A 4,787-nucleotide genomic window follows, 5' to 3' on the forward strand; every position below is an offset into this window, starting at 1 on the left:
TGTTCACGATCTCGCCCTGCACATCCTGGCGATGGTGTTGCACATAGAATTGCTGCTGGGCCTCGGTCAACCCGCTTGAAAAGAGCTTTATTCCATCGCTCTTGTCATCATCCCGCAATAAAAACAGGGATGAACTGCCGGACAAGTCGGTGCGAAATTGGTCTACCACCAACTTAATGTCAGAATCATTAATACCGCACTCGTATAACTGGCTGATATAGGGCGATATCCTTTCTTTCTCTAATGCCTTCACACCCGAACTCCTAATTCTTATTTTTATTGAAGTGGCATCTTACTCCGCAATGAGATACTCGAAAAGTAGTCAAATGAACAAAGGCTTTATGACCAACTCATAAATAGTTATAAAAAATTCACCTTGAGGAAGATTGTAGAGATGTTTAAATCCAGGCTCAGGTTCCCTGTTTTTTTGGTCGATATGGAACATCTTTAACCGCATCCCTCCTGCGTATCTGCCGGTCTTGCCTTGGCTCGCGCCTTGACAGGCAAGGTCGGCACGACCTGACAGCCACCCGACCCGCTCCCTGCGGTATGTTCCTACTGAAGGTTTCATACGAATTCACCCATCACAAATGTTTCATTTTGGTGTCTTTATTGTTTCCATTTTCGATTTCGGCAGATATTGTATATACAAATGCCTGTCATCAACGGAGTTGAATCATGTGGATCACAAGGAGAGGAAATGGAACCTGAACACGCACTCACCGCCCCTGCCCGTTCGGGGGCTGGCATCAAACTGCTGCTGACCAGCCTGCTCGGCATCGCCATCTTTTTCGTGCCCTTCGAGCTCGCGGGCCGCAGCACCATACTGGTGGATCACCTGGCGGGCTTCCTGATGGCGCAGCGCCCGCTCGCCCTGGGGCTCATCCTGCTGCTGATCGCCTATGGCGCCATCAGCCCGTTGCTGGATGGCCGCTGGCGCGCCCGCCCCATCGACAGGGTGCTGAGCCTGTTCAAGCTGCTCGGGCTGGGGCTGGCCATCATGTATGTGGCAGGCTGGGGCCCCGCCTGGCTGATGACGCCGGATCGCCTGCCTTTCCTCTTTGACAAGCTGGCCATGTCGGTGGGGCTCATCGTGCCCATCGGCGCCATGGCCCTTACCTTCCTGCTCGGCTTCGGCCTGCTGGAGCTCATCGGCGTACTGATGCAGCCGGTGATGCGCCCCCTCTGGCGCACCCCTGGTCACTCCGCCATCGATGCAGTCGCCTCTTTCGTCGGCAGCTACTCGGTAGGGCTGCTCATCACCAACCGGGTCTTCCTCGCGGGCAAGTACACGGTACGGGAAGCCGTCATCATCGCTACCGGCTTCTCCACCGTCTCCGCCGCCTTCATGATCATCGTGGCCAAGACCCTCAACCTGATGGGGCACTGGAACTTCTACTTCTGGTCCACCCTGGTGATCACCTTCGTCATCACCGCCATCCTGGCCCGGATTCCCCCCATCAGCACCATGGCGCACCAGGGCGAGACCGACGAGCCGCTGCCGGCAGGCATGAGCCGCTGGCAAGCGGCGCTCGCCTCCGGGCTCACCCAGTCCAGCCAGGCAGATCCCGTGCTGCGTCAGTTGCAGGACAACCTCAAAGATGGCCTCTATATGGCTGCCGCCGTGGTGCCCACCATCTTGTCCGTCGGCCTGCTGGGACTGCTGCTGGCCCAGCACACGCCGCTGTTTGATCTGTTGGGCTGGCTGCTGTGGCCCCTCACCTGGCTGCTGGATCTGGGGGAACCGCTGGAAACTGCAAGAGCGCTCTCGGCCGGCTTGGCGGAGATGTTCCTGCCCGCCATTCTGCTCAAGGATGCGGATCTGCTAGTGCGCTATGTGACCGCTGTGGTCTCGGTGAGCTCGGTGCTCTTCTTCTCCGCCTCCATTCCCTGCATCCTGGCCACCAAGATCCCGGTCAACCTAGGGCAACTGGTGGTGATCTGGCTGCTGCGCACCCTGCTCGGTATCCTGCTGGCCGCCCTGTGCGGACGGCTGGCCCTGACGATGGGCTGGCTCAACTAGCCTAAGGTGATATCAAAGAAACAAAGCGCCATCTGGCGCTTTGTTTCTTTGTACGGGCTGACAGCCACCACATCGGCGAGCTGTCATTCGAGCCATTGTCGCAGCGCCAGCGTGGCGAGATCCACGAAGGCGCGCAGCCTGGGAGGCATGAAGCGCTGCCTGGGGTAGACGATATGGATGGGATCCGCCTTGCCATGCCACTCGGGGAGGACAGGCACCAATCTTCCCTCATCGCAGGCCTGACGACACAGGTATGACGGTAACAATGCCACCCCCCCTCCGGCCGAGACCATGGTCATGATCAGGCCGATGTCGTTGATCAGCGTCTGCCGGGCCAGAGAGACGGTCACGCTGTTGGCGGCTCCGTCGTGGAGTACCCAAGCCTCCTTGCCCAATGGGGTGAACTGCAGGCAGGCATGCTGTCGTAGCGCCTGCGGTGCCTCGATCGCCGTCGCACTGGCGAGGTAATCCGGACTCGCAAACAGGGCCCAGCGCGCAACGCCCACCTGCTTGGCTATCAGCGTCGAGTCTTTGAGAGGACCGGTACGGATGGCGACATCGACGCCTTCTGCGACCAAATCCACGTAGCGGTTCATCAACACCAACTCCACATCGACCTTTGGCCACTGGCTACGCATCTCTCCCAGGATCGACGACAGGATCTGGTTGCCGATATCAACGGGCGCCGTGATACGCAGCAGACCACAGGGCTCTTCCCGCGCCTCGGTCACCGCCGCCTCGGCGTCAAGCACATGCACCAAGCCGGCCGAGGCGTGGTCAAAATAGATCTGTCCGGCATCGGTCAGATGCAACCGGCGGGTGGTCCGCTGCAAGAGGGTGACGCCCAGACGCTTCTCCAGCATGGCCACCCGATGGCTGACGGTGGAGGTTGGCAAGCCCAGCAGACGCGCCGCAGCGCTGAAGCTGCCGGCTTGTACGACCTTGACGAATACGACGACCTGATTGAAGTCCATCTTCCAACTCAATAGAAAGTGTTTTCTTATTTAACCATCTAGTCCGGTAAATGGCGACTTTCTACACTGTGTCCATTGATTCAACGGAGACACCGAGATGAAAGAACTGGCATTTATCAAGCGCAGCAACGGACAACACTGGGTGGGTGACGGCTTTCCGGTCAGGAGCATCTTCTCCTATAACGACATCGCCGAGGAGATGTCCCCCTTCCTGCTGATGGACTACGCGGGCCCGGCCAATTTCCCGGCCACCTCCCATCAACTCGGCGTCGGCCAGCACCCTCACCGCGGGTTCGAAACCGTGACCATCGTCTACGAGGGGGGGGTCTCCCACAGAGACTCCTCGGGGGGCGGCGGCACCATAGGTCCGGGTGACGTACAGTGGATGACGGCCGCATCTGGCCTGATCCACGAGGAGTACCACAGCCCGGCATTCGCCAAGGCAGGCGGCCCCTTCGAGATGGTGCAGCTGTGGGTAAACTTGCCCGCCAAAGACAAGATGACGGCCCCTGGCTACCAAGGCATCACCGCAGGAGAGATCCCTCGGGTGGCACTGCCAGATGGCGCAGGTGAGGCGCGCATCATCGCCGGTCGCTTGGACGACACCTCCGGCCCTGCCCGTACCTTCACCCCGATGAACGTCTGGGACATGCGTCTGAGGGCCCATCACCAGGTGACGCTCGAATTACCAGAGGGACACACCACCGCCCTGTTTGTGCTCAAAGGCACCATTCGCCTCGGCAACCGCCACGCGGTCCGCGCCACCGAGCTGGCAGTCATGGATCGCCGCGGCAGCAAACTGGTGATGGATGTCGAGGAGGAGACGACGCTGCTGCTGCTCAATGGCGCCCCCCTCGATGAACCCATCGTCGGTCACGGCCCCTTCGTGATGAACACCCAGGAAGAGATCGTGCAGGCCATCAATGATTACAACAGTGGCCGCTTTGGCCAGATCGGACGCTGAACAGCCAACATCGGGAAAGCATCCTCAGCGAGCAGGCACCACGCTTATACGCTGACAATCATCGACCAACAGCCATTGATCGACCGCGGCGCATGGCGCTGCAAAACAACGAAATGCTGGCCCCCCAGCGTTAATCTCTTTGCCAACAAACCTGGAGAAAAATCATGAACAAGCCCTACGTCAAACTCGACAAACACAATGCTGCCGTGCTGCTGGTGGATCATCAGGCCGGCCTCTCTTCCCTAGTGCGTGACATCGAGCCGGACAAGTTTCGCAACAACGTCCTGGCGCTGGCCGCACTGGCCAAGTATTTCGAGCTGCCGACCATACTGACCACCAGTTTCGAAAACGGGCCCAACGGCCCACTGATGACAGAGCTCAAGGAGACCTTCCCGGATGCCCCTTACATTGCCCGCCCAGGACAGATCAATGCCTGGGATAACGAGGAGTTCGTCAAGGCGGTCAAGGCCACCGGCAAAAAGCAGCTGATCATCGCCGGCATCGTCACCGAGGTGTGTGTGGCCTTCCCGACCCTGTCCGCACTCGAGGAAGGCTACCAGGTGTTTGTCATCACCGATGCTTCGGGAACTTTCAATGAAATCACCCGTCACTCGGCCTGGGATCGGATGTCCGCCGCCGGGGCACAGCTGATGACCTGGTTTGGTGCCGCCTGTGAACTGCACCGCGACTGGCGCAACGATGTGGAAGACCTGGGCACCCTGTTCGCCAACCACATCCCCGACTATCGCAATCTGATCAACAGCTACACCACCATCCAGAGCAGCAAGTAGTACACGCCAGCCCCGGGAAACCGGGGCCTTTTGTC

General features: G+C 59.2%; 5 protein-coding genes and 1 pseudogene. 3 read left to right on the forward strand and 3 right to left on the reverse strand.

Annotated features, from left to right (window positions below; translation table 11 throughout):
* Both BN1127_RS04620 and BN1127_RS22370 read right to left on the reverse strand, forming a co-directional pair.
* Positions 1 to 253 (reverse strand): annotated as a pseudogene (locus BN1127_RS04620) (LuxR family transcriptional regulator); the annotation flags it as partial.
* Positions 254 to 322: 69 nt separating this feature from the next.
* Positions 323 to 571 carry a hypothetical protein gene (locus BN1127_RS22370; protein ID WP_171268966.1) on the reverse strand — a complete coding sequence of 83 codons (249 nt, stop codon included), beginning with the start codon at positions 569 to 571 and terminating at the stop codon, positions 323 to 325.
* Between the two features lie 129 nt (positions 572 to 700).
* Between BN1127_RS22370 and BN1127_RS04625 the strand changes: the two genes are divergently transcribed.
* Complete coding sequence (locus BN1127_RS04625) at positions 701 to 2,023, forward strand: YjiH family protein (protein ID WP_005330645.1); 1,323 nt, start codon at positions 701 to 703, stop codon at positions 2,021 to 2,023.
* Between the two features lie 83 nt (positions 2,024 to 2,106).
* On the opposite strand, the gene BN1127_RS04630 is transcribed toward BN1127_RS04625, so the two are convergent.
* Positions 2,107 to 2,997, reverse strand: a complete 891-nt coding sequence (locus BN1127_RS04630; protein ID WP_005330648.1) for a LysR family transcriptional regulator — start codon at positions 2,995 to 2,997, stop codon at positions 2,107 to 2,109.
* A 97-nt stretch (positions 2,998 to 3,094) separates the two neighbouring features.
* Between BN1127_RS04630 and BN1127_RS04635 the strand changes: the two genes are divergently transcribed.
* Together BN1127_RS04635 and ycaC are read left to right on the forward strand one after the other, a co-directional pair.
* Positions 3,095 to 3,961 (forward strand): pirin family protein, encoded by an 867-nt coding sequence (locus BN1127_RS04635; protein WP_042648682.1) that lies wholly within the window; start codon positions 3,095 to 3,097, stop codon positions 3,959 to 3,961.
* A 164-nt stretch (positions 3,962 to 4,125) separates the two neighbouring features.
* Entirely contained in the window at positions 4,126 to 4,752 is a 627-nt protein-coding gene (gene ycaC / locus BN1127_RS04640) for an isochorismate family cysteine hydrolase YcaC (RefSeq protein WP_042648683.1), read from the forward strand.
* Positions 4,753 to 4,787 lie beyond the last annotated feature (35 nt).

It is taken from the genome of Aeromonas media (assembly GCF_000819985.1).
Taxonomy (GTDB): domain Bacteria; phylum Pseudomonadota; class Gammaproteobacteria; order Enterobacterales; family Aeromonadaceae; genus Aeromonas; species Aeromonas media.

Coding starts and splice junctions, on each gene's coding strand:
- BN1127_RS04635 (WP_042648682.1), top strand. CDS start 3,095: ATGAAAGAACTGGCATTTATCAAGCGCAGCAACGGACAACACTGGGTG.
- BN1127_RS04630 (WP_005330648.1), bottom strand. CDS start 2,997: ATGGACTTCAATCAGGTCGTCGTATTCGTCAAGGTCGTACAAGCCGGC.
- BN1127_RS22370 (WP_171268966.1), bottom strand. CDS start 571: ATGAAACCTTCAGTAGGAACATACCGCAGGGAGCGGGTCGGGTGGCTG.
- BN1127_RS04625 (WP_005330645.1), top strand. CDS start 701: ATGGAACCTGAACACGCACTCACCGCCCCTGCCCGTTCGGGGGCTGGC.
- ycaC (WP_042648683.1), top strand. CDS start 4,126: ATGAACAAGCCCTACGTCAAACTCGACAAACACAATGCTGCCGTGCTG.